The organism is Leptospiraceae bacterium (assembly GCA_016708435.1).
Taxonomy (GTDB): domain Bacteria; phylum Spirochaetota; class Leptospiria; order Leptospirales; family Leptospiraceae; genus UBA2033.
This window is the reverse complement of sequence record JADJFV010000001.1, coordinates 103482-130237: the sequence shown is the minus strand read 5'-3', so window position 1 is coordinate 130237 and position 26756 is coordinate 103482. Positions and strand designations below refer to the sequence as shown.

The window sequence follows — 26756 nt, the reverse complement described above, 5'->3', positions numbered from 1 at the left end:
GAGGTTACGCTTGAAATTTCGTTTACTATTGATTAGCCTCTTAGTCTCATTCTCTTCCTTAAGTGCCGATGTAAATGAGGAACTATTAGAGGCTGTTAGAGATGCAAATCTTGAGAAGGTAAAAATCCTTATCAAGTCTAAAGTCAATCTGAACGCACCGGATGCAAGGGAGATGACCCCCTTGCTTCTTTCTTGTGCAGATAATAATTTAGAAATTGTAAAGACCCTTGTGGAAGCAGGAGCGGATATCAATCGTAAACACAAAGAAACCGGGCGAACTGCCTTGATTTATTCTGCCGCGAATGGTCATGTGGATATTCTTCGTTATCTCCTTTCTCGTCCAGGAATCCTTGTAAATGCAAAAGACAAAGAAGGAAAGACTGCTTTGATTCACGCCGTTTTTTATGCAAGAAAAGATGCGATTGGAATTCTTTTAGAAAACAAAGCAAATCCAAATGCTAGAACCAATGTAGAAGAATCTGCTTTAAGCTTTGCTATGAAGGGAGGAAGGCCTGAGATTGTCACAATTCTAAAACAGGCTGGCGCTAGAGAATAGGATGAATGAAACTCTTAGGAAATCTATTTCAGTTGTTTATAAGTTAGCTTTCTTACTTTCCGTTTTAATTTTTATTAATATTTTATTTGGACCTCTTGTAAGAGCTACTGATTCAGGACTTGCCTGTCCTGACTGGCCTTTATGTCACGGTAAGGTAATTCCTCCCCCAGAGTTTAGAATCTGGATGGAAGTCGGGCATAGAATCTATTCTGGTCTTTTGGGCTTCGTTGTATTAGCCTTATCTATCATAGTATTTAAAAATTCTGAATTGCGGGCTCGTTTTGGCTTACTGGCATTTACCTCTCTTGTTGTTTTAGTCAATCAAGTTATTTTGGGAAAACTTACTGTTACCAAACTCCTTGACCCTGGAACGGTTAATATGCATTTACTCAATGCGGTTTTTCTTTTTACTTTGATTGTTAGCATTACCGCTAAGGCAAATTATATTTTGAAGACTGGTAGGGAAGAAATTCGACTTGTGAATTGGCTTGCTATTTTTAATTCTAAGAACTTGCTTATATCACTCACTGTATTTTTAGTTTACTTTCAATTGTTTATGGGTGGTCGGGTTAGTTCTAACTATGCGGGGCTTGCTTGTCCTGACTGGCCTACTTGCAATGGTCAATGGTTTCCTGCTATGGAAGGTTTTGTTAAGATTCAAATGGAGCATAGATTTGTTGCCTATTTAATCGTTTTTCTTATTATTGTAAATGTTGCTGTATCCATTTTTAAATCCTATGATCCTAGAACGCGTTTATTTTTAAAACTGGCTCTTTATGCTGTTGGCTTTCAAATTATATTAGGAGTTTCTAATGTTTTATTTCAACTTCCTACACTTGTTACCGCAGCTCATACTGGTATGGGAGTTGCTTTGTTTATCTTAGTCTATACGGCTCTATACTATCGGCTTTTGCCTGAGGATAATTCTCTCTAACCGCTCATGTTAAAATACATATCTATTTGGAATAAACTCATTAAACCGAGGGTAACATCGCTTGTCCTCGTAACTTCTCTTCCCGGATTATATCTTGGTGGTGATGGTCATCCAGCGGGCTTTCTTGTTGCTATGACTTTACTCGGAACCTTCTTTATGTCCTCTGCTTCTTTTATTTTAAATCAATACATTGAGATTGACCGAGATGCTAAAATGCAGAGAACGAAAAATCGTCCTTTGCCTAGAGGCGAGATTCAACCTATCACCGCTCTTAGTGTTGGGTTAGTGATGATTCTAATTTCTTTTGCAATTCTTTATTTTTATGCAAATCTACTTACCGCCTTATGTGCGTTAGGCGGACTTTTACTTTATATTTTTCTCTATACAATTTACTTAAAGCCTAGAACGGATCAAAATATTGTAATTGGGGGAATCTCTGGCTGTATCGGTCCACTCATTGGCTATGCTGCGGTAACTAATACTTTGCCGCTTCCTGCTTGGACTTTATTTGCTATGATCTTTTTATGGACACCAGCGCATTTCTGGGCACTCGCCATCTTTCTAAAGGATGATTATGATTCTGCTGAATTTCCTATGATGCCTGTTGTCAGGGGGCTAAAGAAAACAGTTCAAGCAATTTTTATTTATACAATTCTATATTCTATTTCCTGTGTTGCATTTTACTTTGTTTCCGAGAAGGTTGGATTTATTTATCTATACTCTACAATTGCTCTTTGTTTACTCATGATTTACCTCTCTGTTCGATTAATGCTTTCTGAGTCCAAAAAATTCGCTCGCTTCTTTTTCTTTTTCAGTATCTTTCATTTGTATGTCGTGAACTTTATAATCCTGTTTGATAGAAAGGTGATTTAAAGATTACCACCGATGAAGACGATGAACACCGATAGATTATTAAACAGTCATCTCGAACATGCGAAGGCGAAGGTCGGCGAAAGCCGAAGGACGGAAGATAGTGAGAGATCCATATTCCTTAGTTAGTAAAGGTGAATCTTATACTTTTTTTGTTAGATAGACCTCTCACGATGGGACAGTTCGAGGTGACAGACTACTATGCAATTTAAATCATATAACGAATTTGTATCTACACTTTATGCTTGTCAGAAATGCAAAGCGATGCAGGGCAAACCGATAGTAGGCTCTGTAAAAAAAACAAAAGTAATTTCGATTGGGCAGGCTCCCGGCATTCATGAGGAAAAACACGGTAAGCCGTTCTCTTACACTGCTGGCAAAACTTTATTCAAATGGTTTAAAACGATTGGAATAGAAGAAGAACTCTATCGCCAAAAAGTAAATATGTCAGCAGTCTGTCGCTGTTTTCCCGGCAAAGCAAAGTCAGGAGATAGACGACCTTCGCCCGAAGAAATTAAAAATTGTAGCGTCTATCTGGAATATGAAATAGAATTTCACAAACCAGAACTTGTTATACCGATTGGTAAGATGGCGATTGATTTATTGATAGAAAATAAAAAATACAAACTTGATGAAGTTATTGGTAAAGTTTTTAAAACAAAGATTTATGGAGTTTCCTTCGACTGGATTGCTCTTCCTCATCCTTCTGGACTAAATGTATGGAACAATACTGCTCGCGGAAAAGAATTAACAACCAAAGCCCTAGCCCTCTTAAAAAAACATCCAGCAATGAAGGAAATAAAAGAAGATGCCACAGAGACACAAAGACATTGAGGTTTTGGGGAAGGTGCTGATTTTATTCATATGTTTAATGTGAATGAGAGATAATGGATAAATTAACGTGATTTCGATGTAAGAATTTTCCTGTTCTGTCACCCCCGAAATTCCACCCGCTTTCGCCGCCACCGCCAAGCGATGTCGGGGGTCTCACGAGGTAGAGATTCCAGACAGAAAACGAAACTCAATGTTTCTCTCTAAGGGTCGAAACATAATGGGAATGACACCTTTAATGTAATTGAATTACCAAATTCTATTCTTTTCTAAACTATCATTAATGTGATACAAATATAGCGATTCCAGAGAACTCTGTGCCTTTGTGTCTCTGTGGCAAATCCTCCTCTTAATTTCTTTCAAATTGCAATTTAGTAAATTTTTTCTTGCTATATTTCGTATATTACCTATAAATTGAAACTTAACTTATGACACTCGTTACATCTAAACCAAAATACTCAGCAATATTCCAATGCATCAATCCTGAATGCAAATGTGAATATGAATTACAAGAAATCGTTTATCTCTGCAAAAAATGCGGAGACTTATTACAAGTAAAACATAATATCAATGAATTAAAAAAGACCTCATCCGAAGAATGGAAAACTCTATTTGATGACAGATTAAAAGACGTTCGGTTTCCGAATCAATCTGGAATCTGGAATAAAAGAGAGTGGGTTCTCCCTGCTATGCGCGATGAAAATATTGTAAGCTCCGGTGAGGGAAGGACACATCTCTACGAAGCAAAACGACTAGCGAAAGAGCTTGGACTTTCTGAACTCTATATCAAACAATGTGGGGTGTCCCATACTGGGTCTTTTAAAGACTTGGGCATGACCGTTTTAGTGAGTCATGTTAACCAACTCATTGCCGATGGAATTAAAATTAAAGCAGTTGCCTGTGCTAGCACGGGAGACACTTCTGCTGCACTTGCTTCCTATGCGGCTAAGGCCGGTATACCTACAATTGTTTTTTTACCTGCGAACAAAGTCTCTAACGCACAACTCATTCAACCCGTTTCCAACGGAGCAAAAGTTATTTCTCTCGATACTGACTTTGATGGTTGTATGAAGATTGTCCAAGAAGTTGCAAGAGAAGCGGGAATCTATCTTGCAAATTCTATGAACTCTCTTCGCATTGAAGGACAAAAAACTATTTCCGCAGAAATAGCCCAACAACTTGGATGGGAAATTCCTGATTGGATTGTCATTCCTGGGGGTAATCTCGGTAATGTGTCAGCACTCGGAAGTGGTTTTGAGATGTTGCTTGAATTGGGGCTAATATCTAAATTGCCTCGCATTGTTTTAGCGCAAGCTCATAATGCAAATCCTCTTTACTTATCGTATCTAAAAGGCTATTCGGAATTTGCTCCTGTAGATGCAAAGAAGACTCTCGCCTCTGCGATTCAGATAGGAAATCCTGTTTCCATCAAAAAAGCCACACGCACATTACAAAAATTTAATGGCATAGTAGAAGAAGCCGACGAACACGAGTTAGCTGATGCTGCCTCCCGTGGAGATCTTCATGGTTTATACAATGACCCACATACAGGCGTTGCGTTAGCCGCTCTATTTAAACAAATTGAAAAAGGAAATATTAAACGAGGAGAAAGAGCCGTTGTAATTTCAACTGCAAATGGTTTGAAGTTTACAGAGTTTAAAGTTCAGTTTCACTCAAATCAAATTGAAAAGACTGATAAAAAACTTGTAAATTCCATTTTAAATTGTAAGGCAGAAATTGGTGCAGTGATGGATATAATCAATAAACTTTGATTTTACAAATGTATGGAAAATACCCAGAATCCAATACCGAATAATGACGATGAACACCTCTTGAGTGTCCCATTTAAAAAAAAAGTATTGGATGGTGTTTCTGCAAATAAAACAATTAGTTTGATTACCTATGTATTAGGTGAACTAGGAGAAGCAAAGTTGAAGTTCATCATTCGAACTCTTTTGACAAAATATGAAAAGATTGAACTGATGGATTTGCTTTATACTTGTGCGAAAGAGTTGATTGTCAACTCAACAAAGGCAGCAATAAAACGATTGGCTTTTAAAGAGATGGGAATTGATCCAACGAACGATCAAGAATACGATGAATTTATGAATTCATTCAAAGACAATTTGACTGATAAAAAGTTTCCTTACTATAGAAGCAAGATGAAAGACAATGGATTTTATATTAAGATTCGATTTTTTTATGATCAAAAAAAAATCGTTTTGCGAATAATAAACAATTTTCCCTTGTTACAAAAAGAAGAGGAAAGGATTCGTGAAAAATTTATAAAGGCAAAAAAATATGATAATCTATTTGAATTCTATGTTGATCATGGAGATAATACAGAAGGCGCAGGAATGGGTATTACGATGGTAGAAATCTTACTTGCCCAGAGCGGTTTTGATAGGCATATATTTACTATCTATTCCTCCAAAATTAAACGTGAAACCGTGGCAAAGGTAGAGTTGCCGATGCATCCGGAGCATGTGCCAATTCGATTTGGATTTAATGCGGGGCATTGAGAATATTTTTCCGATACTTATATTTAAAGGCAAAAGAAAATGTCGTCAGAAAATGAAATACCAAAAGAACAGAATGAACTGATAGCGATGGCTCAAGAGTCGGTTTCCTCTGAGGCGAATGTAACGTTGTTGTTAGAGGGTAAACTTGTAGATGCTCTTCTTATTAAAGCTTCTGTTCTAGTTGAAAGCAGAACTGGAATCATGGTGCTCTTATTCTCTTTAGAGAAAGGAGATTTATTAGAAGCTTATTCCATCTTTGGGAACTCTCACTTGTTGAATCGAATTAGAACTTTCGAAAACTACGGACAGTTTTTAAAGGATTTAATTGAGGCAGTGCAAGCCGGCGGGATCGAACGCGCATTATCCGATAGAATTGGACGTGCCATATATAAAGGACTCGATGGGAAGGCTATGTTGCAACAGTTTCCAAAGATTCTCAAAAAGAACTTCCCCGATTTCTGTATGTTAACCCAACAAATCATCAACAGTGAATTGCGTATACAAACAACTAAAGTTCAAATGGATATAGAAAAAGTTTCTAGTTTAAAATTTAGAGTAAATAATCCGTTAGGCGCAATGTATGCTCCCATTCTGAATCCATATAAAGAAATTAAAACTGAACCTAAAAAAATCGTAGTTCCAGTATTAGAAAACTCAGCAGAAAAAATCAAAGCAGAAGCAATGATAAGTGAAGTGCAAAAGGATTTTAAGCAAGTCCTTATGTGTAAAACTGTAGTTGCTCCTGTTGCAGGAATTGATTTTGGTAATCTGAAAGAAAACATGAAACTTCTTTTTGTTCTTCCATTTCAAACACCAGAAGAAATTGCTCTTGCTAAAAGTGTGGGCGCGGTAACAAAAGAAGGCACGATTAAGCCTATCTCCGGAGATTTCTTGAAAATAATAAATGGCGGAAAAAATGAGTTTCATATCTTTGCTAAAGGACCGAATGGAATTTTGCTCCGTGCCTTTGAAGAAAGACCTGTGAAATTGGCTGTATCAAAAAAGAACCAACAAACGACAAAGAAGGATGAACGATCTGACCTTGGAAGAATGATGAGTGTAATCATCGGTATTCTTGTAGTGTTGATAATTATCTTGTTCTTTATGTATTTGGCGTAAGGATTGAATGAACTCTAATTCTACTTTAAGACTAACAACTGTAATGCGCAAAAAAATATTTCATCATTCAATATCTTTATTTGCCATTGTCCTCCTTTTTTCTTTGTCAAATTGTAAGAGAAAACCACATGAAGTTAAAATAAGAGAAGCCATTCGGACTAATGACTATATGACGATAGCAGCCCTTTGTTCTGAATATAAATTTGAAGAATACAAGACAGAATGTGAAACCAGTCTTTCGCAATCAGTTGAGGACATCGAAGAAATTATTTCTAAGAAACAAGAAATTCCATTTATGAAGCTGATCTTGGATCCAGATAAGAGTTTAAAAATTCAAGAGTTACTTCGCGCGAATATTCAACTTGGAATTAAATACCGTTCTATCTGGAATGAAACTGCCGAAATTTATAAAGAGTAAAGAATGGTAAAGCAAGAAGATTTGAAAGAAATTCTACATAAAGCTGATCTTAAGATAACTCGCAGTCGGCTCGAAGTGTTGAAAATTCTTTATCATACACATAAACCAATTACACATACTTATATCATGGAGCATCTGCCAGAAAAGGACACCTGGGATAGAGTTACGGTTTATAGAACTTTGTCTGAATTTACCGAAAAAAAAATTATTAAATCCTTGCCATCCAATGAAAGAATTACATATTTTGAAATAAAAAATGAAGCAAAGCCTGAACACAGCCATTTGGTATGTGATTCCTGTGGTAAAATGGAATGCTTTGATGAAGACTCTTATAAATTTCAAATTAAAAAAAATGTGCAAGACTTTAGAGTCAGGTCTTTCGAAATTATAATCAGAGGTCTATGTAAAAATTGTCAGCAAAAGTAGAAAAAGTCATTAAGATAAAAAAGTGGACTTCCTCTGTTTCCAATTCAAATGAAAAGAGAGTGAAAGACTGTTTGAAAGAACTTCTACCAAAGTATAAAGCTATACAATGGGATGAAGCAAAGTTCACCCAATTTTACATTGAAATATTGAACTCACTTCCTTCCCGATACAAACAAAAAAATTCCATTGAATTGACTGGAAAAATAAAGAAACAAGTTTTACTAGATGCAATTTCTGAAAAATTAGATGAGCTTGCTCTTTCCTAATGCTGAATGTTACGAAGCTAATAGATAGTATCCCCTTAAACTTCAAGAAAGACTTAGAATTCATTTCTAAGCAAATTCATGATTCAGGAAAAGAATCTTTCCTAATCGGTGGCTCTGTGCGAGATTTAATCCTTGGGAAAAAACCGCATGAATATGATCTTACGACTTCTATGTTACCGGAAGAAATCAAAAAAAAATTTAAACGAGTCATAGAAACCGGAATTCAACATGGAACGGTTACTATCATGTTAGGTGAAAATGCCTATGAGATTACAACTTATCGCAAAGACATTGATTATACGGATGGAAGACGACCGGACAAGATTGAATTTGGAGCTAGTCTCTCAGAAGATATGAAGAGAAGAGATTTCACTATGAATGCTATTGCTTTAGATCTAGTCACTGAGCGGCTAATCGATGAAAACCACGGAATCGAAGACATAGAAAAAAGGCTCATTCGCACTATTGGAAATCCTTTAGATAGATTTGGAGAAGATGGACTGCGACCAATACGCGCTATTCGCTTTCAGTCTACGCTAGACTTTACAATCGAGCCTGAAACTTACAAAGCAATCTATCAAACCAGACATATTACAGAAAAAATTTCTAGAGAAAGATTTCATGATGAGTTAAATAAAATCTTAACTTCTAATAATCCTTTCATTGGACTCATAGAGCTTCATAAAAATAAAATCTTTGAGTTATTCACGAAAGTAAATTTCCATTCTAATCCGAGCGATGTGGATTTACAGAGTCTAGGCAAATTGGCAGTAGCCCCTCTGGGCTTGAGGCTTGCTTATTTACTAAATTGGCTTTTACCTAAAAAAGACATTTTAATTCAAGCAGAGCAAATCCTAAAAGATTTTCGTTACTCAAAAGCAAATACAAAGGACGCGCTTTTTTACTTGGATTTATTTCTTTGTAATTATAAAGTTGAAACAATGAATTCAATAGAGATTCGAAAAATTCTTTCTAAAGTAGTCGCCTACACAGGCATTCGACAAATGGAAATTATCCTCGAAGGGTTTTTAAGTTACATAGAAATTTTTTCCGAGAAAAATTCCTTTGAACAATTCAAGAAAACGATTTACAGTATTTTAAATTCAAACAATCCTCTTGTCCTAAAAGAATTAGCCGTCAATGGAAACCAAATCATTGGAAAATTCCCTTTGCTAGATAAACGCAAACTAGGCGCTATCCTTCAATCTGTTTTAAATCGAGTATTAGAAAATCCAGATGAAAATGAAGACGAAAAAATTTATACTTATATAAGCGAGACGATGCTCGATACGAATACGGTGTAAGAGAAACAAATGAAACATTTAAGACCAAAGTTTTTAGATTTACTCATGCCGGGAATTCAATCTAGCTTTCAAGATGAGTTTGCTAGACAGACGCTCTTGAATGAGAAGAAGCGGGTAACTATTATTGCCCTCTTGGTGTTTCTGATTTTGTGTATGCAATTATTTCTTCATTTCGTTTCTCCAGATTTTATTATGCAGAAATATCCACATGCAAAAGATGGAACGAAATATTCTGTATTTGTCCTGGGATTATTTTTAACTTATGAGCTTCTTGCGAGAAAAGCTTTTTCCATTTTCATAGAAAAGAAAACGCAACCCCCGGAAATCATTCGTTATGTAAATGCGTTCATTGAAACCAGTTTACCATCTGTCGGACTTCTTATTTTTGCAAGATTTCAAAGTCCTACTGATGCAATTCTCTCCCCGATTATTTTGCTTTATTTTTTCTTTATCATGCTTTCTACTATGCGATTGAATGTAAAGCTTTCTATGTTTACTGCATCAGTTGCAGCTATTGAATATCTATCCATTTCTCTTTATTTTTATTATACAGATCAAATTTTAAATTTGCATTTGATTTCTTCTGAAGTTTTAACTTTTTTTCTTAGAGCATTTTTCTTTTTGATTGGTGGCGGTATAGCGGGATTAGTCGCTTCACAAATAAAAGATGGATTTTTAAAGTCTATTGAGAATTTAGAAGAAAGAAAACAATTGATGAGTATCTTTGGTCAACATGTTTCTCCAGAGGTTGTGGATAAGTTATTAAACCAAAATGTAGAAATCGAAAGTGAAATCAAGCATGTATGCGTTATGTTTTTAGACATTCGAAATTTCACTTCTTTCTCCGAAAATAAAAGTCCTGTTGAAGTTGTGAATTTTTTAAACACTCTATTTGAATTTATGATTCAGATTGTAAACAAGAACAATGGAATTATCAATAAATTTTTAGGCGATGGATTCATGGCTGTGTTCGGCGCTCCTCTCTCCAACGGCAAAGACTGTGTAAACGCTGTTCAGGCTTCCAAAGAGATTTTAGAAAAAGTAAAAGAATACAACGCAACGGGAAAAATTTCACCAACTAAAATTGGAATTGGTCTTCATTCGGGAGATGCGGTTACGGGCAACGTTGGCTCTGATCTACGTAAAGAGTATACCGTTATCGGCGATGTAGTCAATCTGGCTTCTAGAATTGAACAATTAACCAAGCAATACGGTGAGCAAATTTTGATTTCAGAAGACGTTCTACAAAAAGCTACTTCGTTTGACTACAGAGAGATTGATACGGTGCGAGTAAAAGGAAGAATCACGCCGGTTAAGATATACGGACTTTTGTAAAAAATAATTGATGTAAATCGACTAGAGATGCTTCCTGTTTGAAGGTAAACAAAGATATTAACCACGAAGGACACGAAGAGCGCGAAGAAAGGAATAGGCATTGAACTTAATGCCTCTAATCCACATTTTTTGCTCAGTGATAGGATAATAATGTATTACATAACTCACCTTACGCAAAGCAATAAAACTATGGAAAATTTAATGAAAGTAACAATATTTTATAAATATAATAAATTTATAAAATCGATAGCCCGCGGCAGCGAACCCACCGTTAGGTGTAACCCACACATCCAGCGTTGGGCACGCTGGTCACTCACCTTGCGTAAGGTGAGTTATATAAAATCAATTTTACTTTTTAGTTTTCTTTTTAATTTCACACTCTGCAATGTGGACAGCCAAATGAAATTACCCGCTGGTGTTCCCAAAGAAGCAAAGTTTGACAGAAAGAAAAATATTTTCACTCTCACAAAGGACGGGCAAGAGCTTGTCTGGTATGACAACGGAAAACTTTATTCCGATTGTAAGCTTGGCGCAAATGGAATTCGAAATGGGGAATGTAGATATTATTCTGAATTCAATGGCAATCTTTTAAGTAACGGAAATTATGTAGACAACTTCAAAGATGGACTTTGGCATTGGTATTTTCCAAACGGAAATGTTTATTACAAACAAAACTTTAGCCATAAAGAGCGAAGAACATTTTGGATGGAAACAAACTTACTTGGAAACGAGCATGGCGCATACGAGCGATATTACCAGGACGGAAAGTTAGAAGAGCGCGGGGATTACGAGGCAGGCTTTAAGTCGGGCAAATGGGAAAAATATTATCCTAACGGCAAATTAGAATATACCGGAAGTTACCTGAAAGACAATAAAATCGGGCAGTGGAAATTTTATTTTGCAGATGGTAAAATAGAAGCCGAAGAATCCTATGATTCTAAATCTGAATTTGTAAGTCGTCTTACCTATTTTCCTGATGGCAGCTTGAATTGTAAAAACTTCAAAGACAAATCGTTAGAGTGTAGATAAAATTGACTCAATCTCCTCTAGCGCATACTCTGTTTTATTCACATAGCTGAGATACTTACGGATATCCTCCGCGCTAGAATCCGGGTATTGCTCTAGACAAGATTGAATCCATTCTTTAAGTGAATAATCATAGAAGCTTTTTTTACTATGATTTCTCTTTAATTTATAAAACGTATAGCGGTTAATATTGTATTTGGCGCACAAATCGCTTATAAGCTCTTTATTCAGATAGAATTCTTTAAACAATCTGTTTATTTCTTGTTCTGAAATTTCTCTCATAGTTTTATCTAGTATTCTGTGAATTCAATTGCATTCAGCAATTAAAATATTTTTAAAAACAAAGGTTATAAATTTTGGTATATTGCTTTATTTATTGGAATATTATATAATGATACCTGATACTATTAAGAGGCTATGACCATGAACACTAAGAACTTATTATTCATTATTTTATTCTTTCTAATTGGATGTTCTTCAAAGCAAGATCCAAATTATCTATGGCTTGTAGGGTTAGCGCAAAGCACAGCACAAGCAGGTATTGGTGCGCCAACTGCTTCCTCTCCAAATGTGCCGGCGAGTCCGGTCGATCCTGCAAATCCAGCAAGTGCGGTTCCGACAGAGACGCAAAATTTCACAATGACAGTATCCGATGTAACTGGCTCGCCGGTGGATTTTATTTTTGACACTACGAAGACATTGACCTTAGATATCGTTGCCTATGATTTGGCTGAGCATCCAGCGACTGGAGCACTCATACAAATTGGAGATGCAAATGATCCTGAAAATTTCACGACATACTTTCAAGCTGTTACAGATCCAAATGGAAATGTAAAAGGTAGCTTCACTATCAATTCTACTACCAGCCAAGTATTGTTAGTCGTAAATTACAATGGAGTTGAGCACAGGGCTTTAGTTGATGTCAAAGCAGTATTTGGAATTCGAAGAAGTTTTTATATGGTTGGAGTGTCACAACATGTTCAGATTCAAGATACCGACAAAGACGGAGTAGCCGATGCCGACGATGCCTATCCCGATGACCCAACAAGATCAGCAAAAATAAAATATCCGAATGTCGGCTACTACACAGTATCCTACGAAGACCTCTATCCTGCACAGGGCGATGCTGATTTTAATGACTATAGTGTTCGAGTTCGTTATGAAGAAGACTTAAATGCGCGGGGCGAAGTAGTTCGAGTTCGCGGGTATTACCAACACGTTGCAAAGGGTGCCGGTTACAATCATATACTACGATTGAATCTTCCTAAAGTGGCTAATGCTAGTTACTCTCTAAAAAGACTTACTGCCGCAGACGTTGTAGAATATCAAACTAACGCAACAGTAGCTCAGTTCTCTGGAATCGAAATTTTTCCTGCGAGCAATACAACGATTAGCCTTTCAAACACAGCCAAAGGACAAGCATTTCAACTTGGAAAAAAAGCAGAGGTCGAAGTGATTCTTTCTTCTCCTCTTTCAAAGACTGTTCTTGGTCCGATACCATATGATTTATATATCTATGTTTTAAATACGCAAAAAGAAATTCACTTTGCCGGCAAATACGACAAAGCTGATGGAACAGATCTATACCTAGACGCGAAAGGATTTCCCTGGGCAGTTATGATTCCAGGAAATTGGAAATGGCCATACGAGAGAACGGATGTGAGAAAATCCTACTCCAAATTTCAAAACTGGTATGAATCAAAAGGAACTGCGGATTTGGATTGGTATAATTTCCCTAATTTGAATGAAGTGTTTCCTTCGAATTAGAGTGGTTACTGTCGAACACAAAGAAGTTTAAAGTTAAGACTGCAAGTTGACAAAGAGCCTGTATCAATTGAGGTATTTGTTACACTTGCCCCAACGCCTTTACTCGCCAAGCCTGTCGCAAAAGACCAATTATTCCCTGTGCAAGCGGAATAGAACGTCCAATCATTTGCAAGTCCAGTCCACCAATTTGTAGACCCACTTGAATCAATAGCGACTAATAAAGATGATCCCCCACCAAAATTCACAATGCCAGAAGAGTTAGTCGTAAATACTTTTGTGTCTGTCGTTCCATCTAACCGATAGTAGTCTGTATTTGGTTTGAGCACCCAATCAATGTTTTCCGCAATACCGCCAGCACAATTGGCAGTGGAGCAAGCTTGTCTTGTAGTTCCTGCTACAATAAAAGCTTTATACTCGGTAGCATCACCTGCAAGACTTGCAAAGCTCGCTGTTTTTTGCGACTGACAATACGTATCCGCTCCTGTGATTCCTCCAAAGTTTCCGGTGTGAGTCGCTGTTAAAAAGATATATTTATTTGTATTCACAGTGGGAGTAGTAGGTGTAGTCGTCGGAGTTGTTGTAGGCGTAGTGGTCGGTGTGGTAGTTGGAGTAGTCGTTTGAGGAGTATTCGAAGTAGCCACTGGAGTCTTAGGTAAAAGCTTTAAGAGCATCACTAGATCAAATATTTTTCCATCTGGAAATTTCTGAGAGCAAGACAAGAAGAGGCTAAGAATGAGTAGACTTAGTTTAAGACTAAAAGATTTGCGAGAGGGATAATTTGTAATCTTTATAAAACTCATATCAATACCTCATAGAAATTGCAAATTCAAAGGATAAAAATGGATTATCCGCTTGGATTGACTTTAACTCTGTTACTCCCTGGGGACGGGAATTTAATTCAAAGGAAACATTTGAGCTTTGAGAAACTCTTCTTGCGTGCCAGACTTGGAGTGCATAGCTCAGAATAGCCACTACGCCTGCCGCCTTTTGGTTTGATTGGTGTTTTTCGTATTCTGCTTTGGCTTCGTTTCGCTTTTCTCTGAGATATAAATCTACACTCACAGGAGTTCCTAGAGCGAGTGTAGAAAGAAACATTGGATCATTCATTCTGTTCGATGCTACTTGGTTGCCTGCCATTCGTTCGCTATTTCCATAAGCGGCAAGAGCGGTAAACCAAAGAATCCACAGGCTACCAGAAATTCGTCCTCCGGTTTGAAATTGAGTAAGACCGGGAATAAACCATTTCCATTTTTTTATTTCTACCGGCTTTGTCTGGTTATCCTCTACAGGTTTTACTTCTGCCTGCTTTGAGTCTTTTGGTTTAGGTTTGTCTTTTTCTACATAGAACTCTTCCCAATTTGTCCACACAGAAGGCTTTCCAAATTTATTGATCGACGCGATTCTATATTCATACTTACCTGCTACGATTTTAAGCTCAATATTGCTCTGGTCTAGCTTTTCTTCTTTTTCAGTTCCTGTTGCCTTGTCTTTTACTTGAATCAAATATCCCTTTGCTCCCGCAATATTTTTCCATTCTATGTAGTAAGAGAATTCTTTCTTCTCTTCTCCCGAAATCGACTGACTCAGGCAAATTATGATTAGCCCTACACAGATGCCAATCTTCGTATACAGCCCTTGCAAAAAAGATTTTAAATAATAGTCCATACTTTGACCTGTTCATAGAATCCAGATTGGTCAAGTGTAATTTCAAACTGAAAAGGACATTTCGACTCTGCTTTACTCCGCCTTAGCTTTTTTGTTTCAGAAGATAAAAACTATTTGCATTTACTTTTACTGTAAAAGCCTATGGTTTACAGGGATATAAGGAATGATACGTTATTGTATTGTTGTTATATGAATAGGATTTACGGAACGTATATTAAAAACGCAGACAAAGGATAACGCATACTATGAAAAATAGAATTATACATACACTTAAAATTTGCTTTCTTCTAATTCTCGGTTTGGTTTGGGTAAATGCCTGTAAGCCTGAGAAAAGTGGAAATGAAGAAGTTAAAGGCTTCTTAACAGCCGAAATTCTTTTGAAAAATAATGCAGTTACACCAAGTGGTCAAGTGTCAACTTTTGCAGGCTCAGGCACTAAAGGTTATGTAGATGGAATAGGAACCGCTGCTCGCTTTAATAATCCATCTGCTCTGGCTATTGAGAGAAATGGAGTTATATTAGTAGCAGATACAAACAATAGTTGTCTTCGAAGAATTAATTCTGATAGGGTGGTAACTACTTTTGTGGGTAACTGTGGGTTTGTCGGCTTTGATGATGGCGTTGGTACATTGGCAGGATTTGGTTATTCTCTTGGTGTTGTTAATGATGCGAGCGGAACAATCTATGTAGCAGACACAGGTGGATTGAAAATTCGAAAAATTACTTCTGCCGGAGTAGTGACTAGTCTTGCTGGTATTTCTGGCTTTCCAGGTTCGACAGACGGCGCTGGGTCATCAGCTCGTTTTTCTGGTCCTGCTGGTGTCGCTGTTGACTCTAGCGGCAACGTATATGTAGCCGAAGCAGGAAATCACAAAATTAGAAAGATTACACCGGATGGATTTGTAAGCACTTTTGCAGGAACTGGAACTAGTGGTTCAACCGATGGGGAAGGAATCGTTGCTTCTTTTTTTTCTCCTTATGGAATTACAATAGATTCGAACGGAAATATTTACGTAGGAGATTCTCGTAATAATAAAATTCGAAAAATTACGCCAGCAGCAGTAGTAACCACGTTTGCAGGATCTGGAACGGCAGGCTCAACAGATGCTTTGGGGACAGCGGCAACTTTTAATTACCCTGTTGGAGTAGCATTTGATACTAGCGGCAATTTATTCGTAGCCGACAGATTAAATAATAAGATTCGAAAGATTACAGCAGACGGGAAAGTTACAACGCTGGCAGGTAGCGGAACGGTAGGCCCTACTAATGGTATAGGAGCCGATGCTAGTTTTTCTTCTCCTGCGGGAATAGCCATTGGTCCAGATGGATATATCTATGTCGCCGATTCAGGAAATAATAAAATTCGAAGAATCTCCCCTTAACAGTCAAAAAGTTTACGCAAACAGGGACAAAGGTATAATAGGCATTATTAACTTTTGATAATGAACTATTATAGTATAACAATAAGATAGAATTTTAAAGAAAATAAACTGCTTGACAGAATCAAATTATAAAAGTAAACTTTTATAATGGAGAAAAGAACGCCGCATTATAAATTAGGTAAAGTGAAATCATTAATCCAATCTAATCAGTTCATAATTACTGGAACTGCTAGAAAAACGGCTGCATATGATTTTGCATTTAGCGAAGAGCAAATAGTTGAAGCAGTTCTTTCTTTAGAGATGAATAGTTTTTATAAATCTATGACTTCTCACGATGACCATTCTCTTTGGCAAGATGTTTATAAAAGTAAATTGGAAAATAATATCCGAGCATATATCAAATTGCAAATAATTTCGGAGACAATAGTAGTAGTTTCTTTTAAGGAGGAATAAAATGAAGGATAGAAAATGGAGTGATTGCCCTTCCTGCGGAGCCAAAGGAAGTATGACTTTGAAAAAAGGAATGAAAGAAATATATCAAGTCAAGAATTATGGAACTATAACAGTTTCTAATCTTTCCGGATATGAATGTGCCAAATGCAAAGAAAGAATTTTTCTAATAAAGTCTTCCAATAAAATTAATTCTGCGATAGTAGATTTGAAAGCAAAAAAAGATTCAGATAAAATTGTAGCTTCCCAACTAGTTCCCGTAGAAGAATTCATGAAAAAATTCGGAAAGACAAGACAACGAATTCACCAAATGATGGAGGAGGGAAAAATTCAATATGCCTATGTGGGTAATTTAAGGTTTCCGCTAAGGTCGGAGTTGAAGAGGGGTTGATGAAATTAAAAAACTCAACTTTAACGCCACTATTCCAGCGTTAAACAGTCATCGGTGATAATTCGTATTTCTATGAATACATTGTAGAATGGCTTAAATTACCCATTTTACGAGGGAGTCGGTTTTTTGCTTGACTAAGGGCTAAGCAAATTGTTTTAAGTATATACAATATGTCGAGTAAAACCCTAAATCCTTTTTTCACTATTTCTGAAGTAACAATGGCGATGAATTCAACTCTAGACCCAGATCAGGTTCTAGAAATGATTTTAGATCATTCGCTCAAATTTTCCAATGTTGAGTCAGGCTCTTTGATGCTTGTAAACAGTCGTGAATCTGTTTTGGACATTGTCACCTATCGCGGTCACAATCCAGAGATCAAAAAAGAAATTCGTCTTAAAATCGGTCAGGGGATAACAGGCATCGTAGCCTCATCTGGTCGCGGGATGATTGTAAATGATGTAAGCAAAGATCCCAATTATATCTCGATTAAAAAAGAAATCCAATCTGAGCTAGCCGTTCCCTTGATTGTAGAAGATATGGTCATCGGAGTAGTGTCGTTAGACTCGAACAAGATCAATGCATTTACAGAAGAGCATTTAAAAATCGTAGGAATTCTTGCGAACCAAGCCGCGTTGATTTTTAAAAACCTACAAACATTCAGAAGACTCGAACAAAAAAATAAAATCCAACAAGTATTAATTGAAATTTCTAAAATTGTAACTTCCAGTCTTGACTTAGACGAAATCTTTCAATCCATCATGGTGACGATTGAGCGATCTTTGAAATTAGAAAAAGGAAGTCTTGTTTTATATGATGATCCTAGTGAGACATTACGACTAGTTGCCGCTGTTGGTCTTTCTGCTGATGAGATTGACAAAGGAATATACCAATTAGGCGAAGGTGTGATTGGAAAGGTATATGAAACCGGTGAGCCAGTGTTAATTCGTTCTGTGGCTAATGATCCTTTGTTCCTCAATCGAGTTGGTTACTTAAATCATTTTAAGAATGATCCAAACAATGTTAGCCTATTATCCGCTCCTGTTAAGAGAGAGCAAGCTGTCATCGGTGTATTGAGTGTGTTTCTAGTTCATCAGAAAAATATGGATACGCAAACTTATTTAGATTTCTTGCAAGTAGTTGCCTCTATCATTTCGCAGGCAGTGAAGATTCATCACTTAGTAGATGATGTCAAAAAAGAAATTTCAAGAGAAAATGTTTTACTAAAAAGAGAACTCAAAGAAAAGTATAAATTTGGCTCTATCATCGGTCGCTCTAAGAACATGGAAAAGCTATTCGAAAAGATACAGCTTGTTTCTGATTCTCGTGCATCAGTTTTAATTACTGGAGAATCAGGCACCGGCAAAGAGATGATAGCCTCTGCGATTCACTACAATAGCAATCGTTCTGAAAAACCATTTATCAAAATCAACTGTGCGGCTATTCCTGAGAATCTCCTCGAAAGCGAACTCTTCGGTCATACAAAAGGTTCTTTTACAGGAGCGGTTGCAGATAAAAAAGGAAAGTTTGAAATTGCCGACGGAGGAACTATTTTCTTAGACGAGATTGGAGAAATGGATCTCAATCTTCAATCTAAGCTTTTGCGAGTGTTACAAGAAAAGGAAATCGAAGCTGTTGGTTCCCTTAAAGTTAAGAAAGTAGACATTCGAATTTTGGCAGCAACGAATGCGAACTTAGAAGCTCTGATTGCTGAAAAGAAATTTCGCTCTGATCTTTACTACCGTCTGAATGTGGTTAATATCCATACTCCTGCGCTGAGAGAGAGAACAGATGACATTCCCCTTCTAACAATTCATTTTATCGAAAAGTATTCCAAAGAAAACAACAAGAACATCAAAGGCTTTACACGTGAAGTTCAGAAGCTACTCGCTCTTTACCCCTGGCCTGGAAATGTGCGCGAGCTAGAAAATATCATTGAAAGAGCAGTTGTAATGACTCAAAACACAATGCTCGACGAAAATGATTTTGCTGAGATTACAGAAAAACTTGCCTCTATGAATTTACCAATCAGCAAAGTGTCCGAAGATACGACAACTGAGTTGAGTGCAGGTCTATACAGTATGCCAAATCTAGATGCGATAGACGGTAGGGCTCTCGAAGTAGTTGTTGGAGAAGTAGAAGCAAGGCTCATCCAATACGCTCTTAAAAAATTCCGTTACACAAAAACACGTGTTGCAAAGTTTCTCGGCATTAACCGCAACACTCTAGACAAACGAATCAAAGAGTTAAAGATAGAGTATTAGTTTACTCCAAAGCTTCCATCAACCGCATTGCTTGACTGAGTTGTTTTACATCATGCGTGCGGATCATTTCAATATTCTGCTGGTATAGATATAGTTCAACGGTGAGAGTACCTGCGCCGCGGTCTTTAGGGGGAATTCCTCCGAGTAGATTTCCGATGAACGATTTGCGGGACACGGAGACCATGACTCTGCCAAATCTTTTTTTGAACTCAGAAATGTTTTTTAGAACTTCTATACTAAGGAGTGGGTCAGCTCCTAGGAATAATCCCATACCGGGATCGAAGATGAACTTCGTCTCTGAAACGCCTAATCTTTGTAAGTCGCTGATTTTTTGATCGAAGAAGCGGTAAATGGAATCCATGATTGTATTTGGCGTTAAATCAGACTTAGCCTCAGCCATATCACCGTTATTATGAGAATACATTAAGACTAAGTCAGGCAAGGAATCTTTGTGGTCTGCAAGAATGGAGAGAGATTCTTTGTCTCGAAAGGAATTTATATTATTGATATAACTTACATTTGCCTCTATTGATTTACGAATAACATAAGGCTTGTAAGTATCGACTGAAATTTTATATCCAGCTGCATGAAAGCGTTGGATTAGATTTTCTATCCTTGCCCACTCTAGCTCCGGTTCAATTTGATTTGCATTTATATTAGAGGATTGTGCGCTTATATCGATTATATGAGCACCATTGGCAATGAGTTCCATTCCTTTCTCATTTGCTTTTGTCGGATCTAAAAATTCACCTCCATCTGAAAAAGAATCAGCAGTCACATTTAAAATTCCGAATAGTATCATAGACTGAATCATAATTCAAAAACAAAGATTTTTGTATTGAAAAAAAGAGATTTTGCATAATCTTGTCAGTAAAAATTTATTTTTTGGAATTTTACTTGAATTTAAACAAAACCAAAAAGCCCTCAATAGAAACTAAAAATTTCCCAGTTCTTCTTTTGCTCTTCTCTTTATCTGCCTGCTTATTCTCTCAATCCGTATTCGCTGAAAAAAGAGCCGCAAAGCTTGTAGAGTATGAGCGAAAAAAAGGCTCGGTCGCAAGCTTATCTCCATCACCCGCACCTAAACCATCTAAACCAGAAGCCCCACAAATTACGAATATAGAGCGCATTTATGAAGGCAAAGACTATGTAGTCAAAATTCGAGCCAGAAAATTTAAACAGGGTGAATTGATGTATGTGCGTTTACTCCCGAATAGCCCCGCCGTAACTCTCGCGCAACTACAAAAATACAATCTTATTTGGATGAAAAAGAAAGTAGAGATGTTCGTCTTGAATGGTGAATATATGGGGTTTATTCCGATTCACCCCGAACTAGAGCCTGGAACTTATGATCTAGAAATTAGAACAGAAGAGCATACTGATACGTATAAAGTATGTCCTGTTCAAATTGAAGAAAGCAAGTTCAAAGAGACTAACGTTACCGAAACTCTGAAATTACCAAAACGATTTGCTCCCAAGAAAGCGTCTAGTGGTTCAATTAAATTTATTTTAGAGTGTGAGAAATTAAAACGGGCAGCCTATCAATCAGATACACAACCACTCTTCACGCAAAACTTTCATTTGCCGTCAAAGATTAAAAAGATCACTAGTAATTTTTATGCGCGAAGAAATTATTTTACCAAGAAAGGAAAGCCACACGGAGGAATTGATATAAGAGGAGCTTCCGGTGATCCTATTCACGCAATCCAGGATGGAAAGGTCGTGATTTCTCGTCCAATGTATTTTGAGGGGATATTCACTGTTATAGACCACGGCTCAAGGATTTTCTCTCTCTACATGCATCAATCAGAAACTCTTGTGCATGAAGGAGAGAACGTTAAGCGAGGTCAACTCATCGGCAAGATTGGATCTACCGGTATGTCAACAGGTCCTCACTTACATTTGGGTCTCAAGGTGGATAACATCCTAGTAAACCCAATGTCAGTGATTCATCTTAAGATTTTTTAGTCCAAAATTCGCAATTCGGTTTTTTCTGACAATTGCCATAGATATTTAAACGGTGTCCGTGTATCGAGAAACCGTTTTCTTGTGCAACGCGTTGTTGCATTTCTTCAATTTCGGGAACTACGAATTCTACAATTCTACCGCAGTCAGTGCAGATGATATGGTCATGGTGTTCGTGACCAATGATATGCTCGTAGTATTTAAAATCTTTTCCGAAGTCATGCTCTGCTAGAAGTTTTGCTTCAACCATTATGCTTAAGATTCTATAGATGGTTGCCTTTGAGATTTCATCCCGATGATCTCGAAGTAACTCTAAGAGGCTATCTGCTGTAAAGTGCTGGTGAATCGAGAAGATAGTTTCTGCAACTAACATTCTTTGAGAGGTGACTTTCAAATCTTTCTTCTTCAAGAATTCGTTGAAAATTTCCATTTCTCTTGCGATTTCTGGATTATGGTTGGATCGATCTGCTGTTTGTTTTTTGTTCATGGTATTAATATTGTTTTCCCGTATGTTTTTCTAGTTCCTACTTCTCGCAATGCTTTTGGGGCATCTCGTAGCGGATAAGTCTTGTATACCAATGGTTTTACTTTTCCTTGCACATACCATTCATTCAATTGGTTTACACATTTCTGAATCGCTTCTGGTTTATCATTCTGGTATAGATTCCAATATACCCCCATCACGCTTATGTTATTTAATAATAACATATTGACTGCGAGAGTTGGTATTCTTCCGCTTGTAAATCCTACTACTACAATTCGTCCTTCAAAGTTTGTGCATAATATTGATTTGTCGAAGGCATCTCCCCCTACCGGGTCAATGACTACATCTACACCTCCATATTCTTTGCGAATCTTTTTAGACCATGTCGCATCATTGTAATTTAATGCTAGGTCTGCACCTAGATTGCGAATCACTTCTAACTTTTCTTCGCTTCCGGCAGTTGCATATACTTTTGCGCCTAATGCTTTGCCTATTTGAATTGCGGAGCTACCAATGCCACCTGCACCTGCGTGGACTAACATAGTTTCCCCTGCTTGTAGTTTTGCTCGAACTACGATTGCAAAGTAAGAGGATTGATAGGTAACTATAAATCCTGCTGCTTCTTCAAAGCTCATTGTATCCGGCATCGGATAAATATTCTTTTCAGCAATTGCAACTTTCTCTGCATAACCGCCTAACCAGCATAAGCCCATAGCCTTATCGCCAACTTTCCATTTTGTTACACCTTCTCCGACAGCAGAAATAATTCCTGCTACTTCAATGCCGGGAGAAAAGGGACGTTTGGGACGTAATTGATATTTGCCCTGAATGAGTAGCATGTCAGGAAAATTCATTCCACTTGCTTTGATATCGACTACGACCTCACCTGCTTTAGGCGTGGGGTCTTCGATATCTTTATAAACGAGTTCTTCAGGCTCGCACCAATTTTCGGCTACATAAGCTTTCATTTTTTCAATTTGAATAAGGTAGGGATTTTTTAAAAATCTTTTTTTATTTGTCAGGAAACATTCGCATAATAAGATTTGGCGAGAATGATAAAAACAATCAATAATTTGCTGAGTAAAATAAAAAGTATGATAAATATCACCTTGATGAATAAATAGAAACTCTCAGAGATTAAACTTTTTTTAAGTCTAGGATTTGTCGATTCTGCATTTCCTTTGGAATAGTCTCCAGCTTTTGTCCAATATCTGCCATTTATTTTTATCGAGCAGGATTGGAATTAGGCTTTCTTTGCTGTTTTCATTTTCTAGATACCGAATAAACCAAGACGAAATGAGATATACTTCTTCTCTTTTCTTTTTGTCATTCGCTAATAGATTCTTCTTGGTAGTAGAAATCAATTCCTGAAAATTCAATCTGCAATAACTGCTCAGATCTCGGTTTAGAATTGTCCCAAAAGGATAATGCAAATAACAAAATCCTTCTTCTAACCCGTGCGGAATTGCATTGGGTCCATCGGTTCTGGAATGAAAGGAAGCGTGGCAGGCTTCATGTGAGATAATAGTGGTTAGCCTGTCTTCCATTAAAGTATTAGGAGTCAATAAGAAGTAGAATCCTCCCGACTCTGAGTCAAAGACCGCAGCAGTAAAAGAAGCCATCCCTGTATTCGTTCTAAATTCTATTGCATCTGTATAAATTTCTACTCGTAGAGGATACTGAGTCTTTGCTCCTAGCTCCTGAAATGTCTTAGGATAGTATCGCAGAAATAAATTGTGAAATTTTTCTAGATGATTTTCATTTACTCTTACGTCATGATAGATATAATTAATTTGATCTCTCTGAAATTGAATTGGATGAGCAGAAATAAAAAGAGGAAGAAGGAGAAGTATTTTCACGCAAAGGCGCAAAGGCGCAAAGTTTTTTTGGGGAGTCAGGAAATATCGAAGACGATAGTGATTGTGGGAATAAATTATACTTCTAAAACTCTTAGCGACTTTGCGCCTTTGCGTGAAAGCAAAGCAATACACAGAAATTTTTCGCTTAACAGTATTAAATCTCACCTTGTTCTACTCTCTTTGGGGTTAATCCCTGTTTTCTTTAACTCAGCTTTAGGGAAATAGAATTCTAGTATCTCTGAATGTGATTTACCGTTAGCCGCAAGGCTCTTAGCTCCCCATTGACATAGACCAATCCCATGTCCTAATCCTTTCCCTTGGAATCTATAATGGTTGCCTGTTTTTGTGAGAGTGAAGTTATTGCTTTTGATTTTATTCCAACCTAGAAGTTTACCTGCTTTAGTTGAAAAAGTGGAAATGGAAACAGTCTTCTCTTCTTGGCTTCCAAAAGTATATTGCAGACTTGTGACTCTTCCTTCCTTTGTTTTTGTTTGTATAGAAGTCAAGTTGTGAACTGCTAGAATTTCTTCTAATTCAGAGTTAGATAAAATTGTTTCCCAATTGGAATGGGGGGAATCTTTGCAGTTTGCATCTTCTCCATCATTTCCTCTTCTATAATGAGAAGAGATTTCGTGTTTAGACCAAAACAATTCGGGTCCCGATAATTTGCCTCCGCAGGTAGAATGAAAGTATCCTCTCACAGGCTCTTTCCCTGATAGAATTATTTCTGGATAAAGAGAAGGCTTATTTACATTACCAGCAAAGTGAATGCAGTGAGTTAAATCACAAAAATCATAGGATTCGTTTTTGTGTCTTTGCCTTTCGTTTACAATGTATGTGCGAATGACTATTTCTTGCGAAGCAATGAGGGCATTCTTTGCTTGCTCGGAAATGGATTTATCCAAAAGGAGTTCTCCTAGTTCAGAGTAGGTAGAGGAACTAACGTATTCCTCTAATGGTAAAGTTAAAACAAGGAGAATTCTTTTGCTCTTTGCATAGAGTTCTAGATTTCCTTTATAAGGGCGACTGAGTTGAATGTTATTGGAAATGGCTTTGATTGTAAATTCTTGATTGGAGCGAAGAAGAATATGATCTCCTTGTATCTTTTCCGTTGGGTGTGAGAATAAAACTTTATCATTTTGAAGTTTGATATTCCAATTGCCTTGCGTAATAGTCTTGTCTTTCCCTTGGAAGAATATACGCGTGTTATCCGCTACTTGAACCTGTAACTGTGTAATAGAATGCTTTGCAAAAATTCCGATTCTTACTTCTTCTGCAAATACGGAGCAATTTATTGCAAAGAGGATAAATAAAAGAAGCCGCATACTCCGCCGCCGACAAAGTAGGTAACAGTAGAAAGAAGGAATAGGATAAACTTCTGTCCTGTCGTCAACTCATTAGTAACCGCTACAACAATTGCCGGTATCATCGACGCTACAAAGAGCAGAAATAACACGCCAATGAAATAATCCCTCATTCCAAGAACGTAAATGATTCCACTGATTGCAATAAGGCTCAGTCCTAATTTCCAGTAAGATAATTCAACCGGAGGATTCCAAGAACGATTGATTAATTTTATTACAGAGGAAAAAACTACAAAGGTAAATACAGGTGCTCCAAAGACAAAGGGATTTGTGATTAGCTCGGAATAATCTCCATGTGCATAAAGAGCAAACTGCGTAAAAAGGAAAGCCGACAAGAATAGGTAGAATTTTGGAATTGTTTTTTTTATGTTTACTTGCATTTTGACTCCGGGGAAAAATTAAATCACGAGTATCTATTTTTAAAACTGTTTTCGTTAGCCTAAACAATGCATCCTAAATTAAAAGTCTTATTCCTTTGTAGTCAAAATAAAAAAAGAAGTCCAACTGCCGAAGAAATTTATGGCGTATTCGATTCTTTAGAAGTGAGGTCGGCGGGACTCAATAAAGGTGCTGTTTATTTATTGGAGCCCGAGGATATTCAATGGGCGGATATAATTTTTGTTATGGAAAAGAAACATTTTGAAAACTTGCATCGGAAATATGAGGACTTTACTAAAAACAAAAAGGTTATCAACCTAAGTATTCCAGATAAATTTGCATTCATGGATGAAACTTTAATTAGAGTTTTGCGGCAAAAGGTAGATAAATATGTATTGTAAAGATTTTTAGGTTCTATCTCGTATATTATACGAGGGAGCAAATATGAATTTCGATGACATGATTTTTTCCAAATTTGATTTTAGTGGGGTTCAGAAAGATGCATTGATTCCTCTTATTGAAGCTTTGATTAGTTTTTCAGATAAGGCGAGAAAGCAGGGACTACTTAGTCTTGAAGATGATTTAAGTATGGTGAAAGATCCATTTTTAAAAATGGGTTTGCAGCTTATCATTGATGGAACCGATCCAGAGTTAGTAGAAGAAATTCTAGAGAGAATCATTTTGTTCTCAAATGCAACTACGGAAAGAATCTTAGAATACTGTATTATGCGAACTGGCGTTTTAGGAATTCAAACAGGGAATAATCCTCATTTGCTGCATCATCAACTCTATGCCTATATTGGACTTGAGTTCATCGAGGAGTATCTGAATCAAATAGACTCTCATCCCACTGTGAGGGAAATGGTTGTTAATTCCAACTTCATCCCTTTGGATATTTCCATAGAGTTTAACACTTTGTTTACCCGTATGGATGATCTTTCAATTCAAAGGATGCTTCGTGAAATCGATATCACTGTTCTAGTATATGCACTTTCCAATTCTAGTCTGGAATGTGAAAGTAAAATACTAAAAAATATTTCTTCTCGCGCGGCTTATATGCTTACCGAAGATAGGCAGATACTCAGTATTAGCCTTGAAGACTGTATTGAGAACCAAAAAATGATTATAGACCTCTACGAGAAATTAGTAGAGATGGGAGAAATCATTGGAATGGAAGAGTAAA

The 26756-nt window shown here is 37.0% G+C and carries 30 protein-coding genes; 21 read left to right on the top strand and 9 right to left on the bottom strand.

Annotated elements, in window-relative coordinates; translation table 11 throughout:
* Window positions 1–10 precede the first annotated feature (10 nt).
* The 13 genes from IPH52_00680 (at window position 11) to IPH52_00620 (ending at window position 11610) form a co-directional block, all read left to right on the top strand.
* Window positions 11–556, top strand: a complete 546-nt coding sequence (locus IPH52_00680; protein MBK7053555.1) for an ankyrin repeat domain-containing protein — start codon at window positions 11–13, stop codon at window positions 554–556.
* 1 nt (window position 557) lies between these two features.
* A complete protein-coding gene (locus IPH52_00675) occupies window positions 558–1490 on the top strand; it encodes a COX15/CtaA family protein (GenBank protein MBK7053554.1) in 933 nt (310 codons plus the stop codon).
* A 6-nt stretch (window positions 1491–1496) separates the two neighbouring features.
* The gene (gene cyoE / locus IPH52_00670) at window positions 1497–2363 is read left to right on the top strand and encodes a protoheme IX farnesyltransferase (protein MBK7053553.1); all 867 of its coding nucleotides are present in this window, start codon (window positions 1497–1499) and stop codon (window positions 2361–2363) included.
* Between the two features lie 198 nt (window positions 2364–2561).
* Entirely contained in the window at window positions 2562–3194 is a 633-nt protein-coding gene (locus IPH52_00665) for a uracil-DNA glycosylase family protein (GenBank protein MBK7053552.1), read from the top strand.
* Between the two features lie 425 nt (window positions 3195–3619).
* Window positions 3620–4963 (top strand): threonine synthase, encoded by a 1344-nt coding sequence (gene thrC / locus IPH52_00660; GenBank protein MBK7053551.1) that lies wholly within the window; start codon window positions 3620–3622, stop codon window positions 4961–4963.
* Between the two features lie 60 nt (window positions 4964–5023).
* Window positions 5024–5713, top strand: a complete 690-nt coding sequence (locus IPH52_00655; GenBank protein MBK7053550.1) for a hypothetical protein — start codon at window positions 5024–5026, stop codon at window positions 5711–5713.
* Between the two features lie 39 nt (window positions 5714–5752).
* On the top strand, window positions 5753–6832 hold the full coding sequence (locus IPH52_00650) for a hypothetical protein (protein MBK7053549.1): 1080 nt from the start codon (window positions 5753–5755) through the stop codon (window positions 6830–6832).
* Window positions 6833–6839: 7 nt separating this feature from the next.
* The gene (locus IPH52_00645; protein MBK7053548.1) at window positions 6840–7250 is read left to right on the top strand and encodes a hypothetical protein; all 411 of its coding nucleotides are present in this window, start codon (window positions 6840–6842) and stop codon (window positions 7248–7250) included.
* 3 nt (window positions 7251–7253) lie between these two features.
* On the top strand, window positions 7254–7676 hold the full coding sequence (locus IPH52_00640) for a transcriptional repressor (GenBank protein MBK7053547.1): 423 nt from the start codon (window positions 7254–7256) through the stop codon (window positions 7674–7676).
* Window positions 7661–7942 carry a hypothetical protein gene (locus IPH52_00635; GenBank protein MBK7053546.1) on the top strand — a complete coding sequence of 94 codons (282 nt, stop codon included), beginning with the start codon at window positions 7661–7663 and terminating at the stop codon, window positions 7940–7942. The genes IPH52_00640 and IPH52_00635 overlap by 16 nt, the downstream gene beginning before the upstream one ends.
* Window positions 7942–9246 carry a [cytidine(C)-cytidine(C)-adenosine (A)]-adding enzyme gene (locus IPH52_00630; GenBank protein ID MBK7053545.1) on the top strand — a complete coding sequence of 435 codons (1305 nt, stop codon included), beginning with the start codon at window positions 7942–7944 and terminating at the stop codon, window positions 9244–9246. The genes IPH52_00635 and IPH52_00630 overlap by 1 nt, the downstream gene beginning before the upstream one ends.
* A gap of 9 nt (window positions 9247–9255) precedes the next feature.
* Window positions 9256–10581, top strand: a complete 1326-nt coding sequence (locus IPH52_00625; GenBank protein MBK7053544.1) for an adenylate/guanylate cyclase domain-containing protein — start codon at window positions 9256–9258, stop codon at window positions 10579–10581.
* A gap of 399 nt (window positions 10582–10980) precedes the next feature.
* Window positions 10981–11610 carry a hypothetical protein gene (locus IPH52_00620; GenBank protein ID MBK7053543.1) on the top strand — a complete coding sequence of 210 codons (630 nt, stop codon included), beginning with the start codon at window positions 10981–10983 and terminating at the stop codon, window positions 11608–11610.
* Here IPH52_00620 and IPH52_00615 read toward each other — a convergent pair.
* On the bottom strand, window positions 11596–11889 hold the full coding sequence (locus tag IPH52_00615; GenBank protein ID MBK7053542.1) for a hypothetical protein: 294 nt from the start codon (window positions 11887–11889) through the stop codon (window positions 11596–11598). The genes IPH52_00620 and IPH52_00615 overlap by 15 nt on opposite strands.
* A 357-nt stretch (window positions 11890–12246) precedes the next feature.
* On the opposite strand from IPH52_00615, the gene IPH52_00610 reads away from it, so the two are divergent.
* Window positions 12247–13374, top strand: coding sequence for an LruC domain-containing protein (locus IPH52_00610; GenBank protein MBK7053541.1), 1128 nt, complete (start codon window positions 12247–12249; stop codon window positions 13372–13374).
* 5 nt (window positions 13375–13379) lie between these two features.
* Here the strand turns inward: IPH52_00610 and IPH52_00605 are convergent, their stop codons facing one another.
* Together IPH52_00605 and IPH52_00600 are read right to left on the bottom strand one after the other, a co-directional pair.
* Window positions 13380–14174, bottom strand: a complete 795-nt coding sequence (locus IPH52_00605; protein MBK7053540.1) for a DUF1554 domain-containing protein — start codon at window positions 14172–14174, stop codon at window positions 13380–13382.
* 1 nt (window position 14175) lies between these two features.
* Window positions 14176–15039, bottom strand: a complete 864-nt coding sequence (locus IPH52_00600; protein MBK7053539.1) for a fibronectin type III domain-containing protein — start codon at window positions 15037–15039, stop codon at window positions 14176–14178.
* A 245-nt stretch (window positions 15040–15284) separates the two neighbouring features.
* Between IPH52_00600 and IPH52_00595 the strand changes: the two genes are divergently transcribed.
* From IPH52_00595 to IPH52_00580, 4 genes are all read left to right on the top strand, one after another.
* A complete protein-coding gene (locus tag IPH52_00595) occupies window positions 15285–16421 on the top strand; it encodes a hypothetical protein (GenBank protein ID MBK7053538.1) in 1137 nt (378 codons plus the stop codon).
* 147 nt (window positions 16422–16568) lie between these two features.
* The gene (locus IPH52_00590) at window positions 16569–16874 is read left to right on the top strand and encodes a type II toxin-antitoxin system MqsR family toxin (protein ID MBK7053537.1); all 306 of its coding nucleotides are present in this window, start codon (window positions 16569–16571) and stop codon (window positions 16872–16874) included.
* 1 nt (window position 16875) lies between these two features.
* Window positions 16876–17262, top strand: a complete 387-nt coding sequence (locus IPH52_00585) for a YgiT-type zinc finger protein (protein MBK7053536.1) — start codon at window positions 16876–16878, stop codon at window positions 17260–17262.
* A 224-nt stretch (window positions 17263–17486) separates the two neighbouring features.
* On the top strand, window positions 17487–19523 hold the full coding sequence (locus IPH52_00580; protein ID MBK7053535.1) for a sigma 54-interacting transcriptional regulator: 2037 nt from the start codon (window positions 17487–17489) through the stop codon (window positions 19521–19523).
* 1 nt (window position 19524) lies between these two features.
* Here IPH52_00580 and folP read toward each other — a convergent pair whose 3' ends face one another.
* The gene (gene folP, locus IPH52_00575) at window positions 19525–20325 is read right to left on the bottom strand and encodes a dihydropteroate synthase (protein ID MBK7053534.1); all 801 of its coding nucleotides are present in this window, start codon (window positions 20323–20325) and stop codon (window positions 19525–19527) included.
* Between the two features lie 62 nt (window positions 20326–20387).
* On the opposite strand from folP, the gene IPH52_00570 reads away from it, so the two are divergent.
* Entirely contained in the window at window positions 20388–21491 is a 1104-nt protein-coding gene (locus IPH52_00570) for a M23 family metallopeptidase (GenBank protein MBK7053533.1), read from the top strand.
* Here IPH52_00570 and IPH52_00565 read toward each other — a convergent pair.
* The 5 genes from IPH52_00565 to IPH52_00545 form a co-directional block, all read right to left on the bottom strand.
* Window positions 21478–21975 carry a transcriptional repressor gene (locus IPH52_00565; GenBank protein ID MBK7053532.1) on the bottom strand — a complete coding sequence of 166 codons (498 nt, stop codon included), beginning with the start codon at window positions 21973–21975 and terminating at the stop codon, window positions 21478–21480. The genes IPH52_00570 and IPH52_00565 overlap by 14 nt on opposite strands.
* Complete coding sequence (locus IPH52_00560; protein MBK7053531.1) at window positions 21972–22940, bottom strand: NADPH:quinone oxidoreductase family protein; 969 nt, start codon at window positions 22938–22940, stop codon at window positions 21972–21974. Before IPH52_00560 ends, IPH52_00565 begins: the two co-directional genes overlap by 4 nt.
* A gap of 186 nt (window positions 22941–23126) precedes the next feature.
* Window positions 23127–23831 (bottom strand): hypothetical protein, encoded by a 705-nt coding sequence (locus IPH52_00555; GenBank protein ID MBK7053530.1) that lies wholly within the window; start codon window positions 23829–23831, stop codon window positions 23127–23129.
* A 161-nt stretch (window positions 23832–23992) separates the two neighbouring features.
* Window positions 23993–25156, bottom strand: a complete 1164-nt coding sequence (locus IPH52_00550; GenBank protein MBK7053529.1) for a SpoIID/LytB domain-containing protein — start codon at window positions 25154–25156, stop codon at window positions 23993–23995.
* The gene (locus IPH52_00545) at window positions 25123–25575 is read right to left on the bottom strand and encodes a hypothetical protein (GenBank protein ID MBK7053528.1); all 453 of its coding nucleotides are present in this window, start codon (window positions 25573–25575) and stop codon (window positions 25123–25125) included. Before IPH52_00545 ends, IPH52_00550 begins: the two co-directional genes overlap by 34 nt.
* Window positions 25576–25641: 66 nt before the next feature.
* Between IPH52_00545 and IPH52_00540 the strand changes: the two genes are divergently transcribed.
* Both IPH52_00540 and IPH52_00535 read left to right on the top strand, forming a co-directional pair.
* Window positions 25642–25974, top strand: a complete 333-nt coding sequence (locus IPH52_00540) for a phosphotyrosine protein phosphatase (protein ID MBK7053527.1) — start codon at window positions 25642–25644, stop codon at window positions 25972–25974.
* Between the two features lie 43 nt (window positions 25975–26017).
* Window positions 26018–26755 (top strand): hypothetical protein, encoded by a 738-nt coding sequence (locus IPH52_00535; GenBank protein MBK7053526.1) that lies wholly within the window; start codon window positions 26018–26020, stop codon window positions 26753–26755.
* The last annotated feature ends 1 nt before the right edge of the window (window position 26756 follow it).

Bases quoted from the DNA above. Each gene is read 5' to 3' on its own strand.
- IPH52_00615 (MBK7053542.1), bottom strand. From the start codon at position 11,889: ATGAGAGAAATTTCAGAACAAGAAATAAACAGATTGTTTAAAGAATTC.
- thrC (MBK7053551.1), top strand. From the start codon at position 3,620: ATGACACTCGTTACATCTAAACCAAAATACTCAGCAATATTCCAATGC.
- IPH52_00605 (MBK7053540.1), bottom strand. From the start codon at position 14,174: ATGAGTTTTATAAAGATTACAAATTATCCCTCTCGCAAATCTTTTAGT.
- IPH52_00585 (MBK7053536.1), top strand. From the start codon at position 16,876: ATGAAGGATAGAAAATGGAGTGATTGCCCTTCCTGCGGAGCCAAAGGA.
- IPH52_00590 (MBK7053537.1), top strand. From the start codon at position 16,569: ATGGAGAAAAGAACGCCGCATTATAAATTAGGTAAAGTGAAATCATTA.
- IPH52_00600 (MBK7053539.1), bottom strand. From the start codon at position 15,039: ATGGACTATTATTTAAAATCTTTTTTGCAAGGGCTGTATACGAAGATT.
- IPH52_00565 (MBK7053532.1), bottom strand. From the start codon at position 21,975: ATGAACAAAAAACAAACAGCAGATCGATCCAACCATAATCCAGAAATC.
- IPH52_00650 (MBK7053549.1), top strand. From the start codon at position 5,753: ATGTCGTCAGAAAATGAAATACCAAAAGAACAGAATGAACTGATAGCG.
- IPH52_00560 (MBK7053531.1), bottom strand. From the start codon at position 22,940: ATGAAAGCTTATGTAGCCGAAAATTGGTGCGAGCCTGAAGAACTCGTT.
- IPH52_00535 (MBK7053526.1), top strand. From the start codon at position 26,018: ATGAATTTCGATGACATGATTTTTTCCAAATTTGATTTTAGTGGGGTT.
- IPH52_00640 (MBK7053547.1), top strand. From the start codon at position 7,254: ATGGTAAAGCAAGAAGATTTGAAAGAAATTCTACATAAAGCTGATCTT.
- IPH52_00645 (MBK7053548.1), top strand. From the start codon at position 6,840: ATGAACTCTAATTCTACTTTAAGACTAACAACTGTAATGCGCAAAAAA.
- IPH52_00545 (MBK7053528.1), bottom strand. From the start codon at position 25,575: ATGCAAGTAAACATAAAAAAAACAATTCCAAAATTCTACCTATTCTTG.
- IPH52_00665 (MBK7053552.1), top strand. From the start codon at position 2,562: ATGCAATTTAAATCATATAACGAATTTGTATCTACACTTTATGCTTGT.
- IPH52_00610 (MBK7053541.1), top strand. From the start codon at position 12,247: ATGACAGTATCCGATGTAACTGGCTCGCCGGTGGATTTTATTTTTGAC.
- IPH52_00580 (MBK7053535.1), top strand. From the start codon at position 17,487: ATGAATTCAACTCTAGACCCAGATCAGGTTCTAGAAATGATTTTAGAT.
- IPH52_00540 (MBK7053527.1), top strand. From the start codon at position 25,642: ATGCATCCTAAATTAAAAGTCTTATTCCTTTGTAGTCAAAATAAAAAA.
- cyoE (MBK7053553.1), top strand. From the start codon at position 1,497: ATGTTAAAATACATATCTATTTGGAATAAACTCATTAAACCGAGGGTA.
- IPH52_00595 (MBK7053538.1), top strand. From the start codon at position 15,285: ATGAAAAATAGAATTATACATACACTTAAAATTTGCTTTCTTCTAATT.
- IPH52_00550 (MBK7053529.1), bottom strand. From the start codon at position 25,156: ATGCGGCTTCTTTTATTTATCCTCTTTGCAATAAATTGCTCCGTATTT.
- IPH52_00630 (MBK7053545.1), top strand. From the start codon at position 7,942: ATGCTGAATGTTACGAAGCTAATAGATAGTATCCCCTTAAACTTCAAG.
- IPH52_00625 (MBK7053544.1), top strand. From the start codon at position 9,256: ATGAAACATTTAAGACCAAAGTTTTTAGATTTACTCATGCCGGGAATT.
- IPH52_00620 (MBK7053543.1), top strand. From the start codon at position 10,981: ATGAAATTACCCGCTGGTGTTCCCAAAGAAGCAAAGTTTGACAGAAAG.
- IPH52_00675 (MBK7053554.1), top strand. From the start codon at position 558: ATGAATGAAACTCTTAGGAAATCTATTTCAGTTGTTTATAAGTTAGCT.
- folP (MBK7053534.1), bottom strand. From the start codon at position 20,325: ATGATACTATTCGGAATTTTAAATGTGACTGCTGATTCTTTTTCAGAT.